This is a genomic window from Geobacillus sp. Manikaran-105 (assembly GCF_002809955.1).
Lineage (GTDB): Bacteria > Bacillota > Bacilli > Bacillales > Anoxybacillaceae > Geobacillus > Geobacillus thermophilus.
Genome location: NZ_PIJG01000131.1, coordinates 1 through 1,236, shown reverse-complemented (window position 1 = coordinate 1,236; position 1,236 = coordinate 1). Strand labels below are relative to the sequence as shown.

The window sequence follows — 1,236 nt, the reverse complement described above, 5'->3', positions numbered from 1 at the left end:
AAAACTGAAAAAGGATGTAAGGGATTTTGTCGAAAAATATTTTTTGGACACCCCTGAGGGGCCGAAAAGCCTTGATAAATCAACATTTCTAGAGGGAGGGATGATTGATATGTCTGGACATTGCAGTAAAGAAGAACTTAGGCAATATATCGACCGAATGATGCACGAAATTATAAATGTTAAATCGAAATATCAGCTATGGTGTCGGATTCAAGAAAGGAGAAAAGATCGTCTAGAGGCTATGAACATTGCTCCCAGTTTTTTTACTCTCACTTTTCACTCTCTTTTTAATGATGTAATTATTACTCTAGCGAAATTATATGATCGTAAAGCTCAAGCAGGAAGTATACACAAATTTCTTAATATAGCTTCTCAAAATATTCAATTTTTTGATTACAAAGATGATCCTAGTGATAAGCTGCTTGTTACACAAGAAAAGATTGAGGAATATAGAGCAGGTATTGAAGACAAAAATAAAATTATTAATCATTTATTTACCTGGCGTGATAAAGTATTTGCTCACAACGATAAAAAATATTTTTTTGATCGTAACCAGCTGCTAGTTGATGCAGAACTGACGACTCAAAATATTAATGATTTAATCGAATATGTAAGAGAAACCATTAATACATTTTCAATTGCATTGGACGGTAAAGCTTGGTATCCAGAATCATCAAATGTGATGGATGTAGACAAAGTTCTTGATATTCTCCATGATTATCAGAAAAACGTCATCGATAAAATTTCATTTACTACTCGATAAATGTGTCGGTCAATCATGATGTATTGCTAACGGTGATTCGTAAAATCTCCATTTTCGTAAGAGGTCTCTCCTCTTCCACAGAGTGGATGATTAATGCATAGGTTTTTGGTTTGATAATAAAATTAAAAAAATTTAATGGATGTAAATAAACAGTATTTCCCTAGATAAAAACATACACTAAAAAAAGAAATAACCGTCCCCCTCGACTAAAGGTATGACAGTTATTTCCTTGTTAAAGCCTCATATCTTTAAGGTCAGCCGCTCTTCTTGCAGAGTATAGTTGTAAGAACCGGGTGTTTGCGGCACTCGGTCTTTTTTATTGTTATGTTTTTCTTAACAATATTATACACAGGAAAAAGGAGGGTGTTCAAATTTTGTAACTATTCAGTCACATCATAAAGTGAGCTGAATATTTTTTGCTTTTCCTGTCTATGATGTGAATATTGATAGACAAGGAGGTGAATCACATGTTG

1 protein-coding gene is annotated in these 1,236 nt (G+C 33.3%); it reads left to right on the top strand.

Features of this window, described 5'->3' with window-relative positions; all coding sequences use genetic code 11:
• Positions 1–763 (top strand): AbiU2 domain-containing protein (locus CV945_RS16850; protein WP_157807580.1); only part of this gene is annotated, 763 nt, incomplete at its 5' end.
• Between the last annotated feature and the right edge of the window lie 473 nt (positions 764–1,236).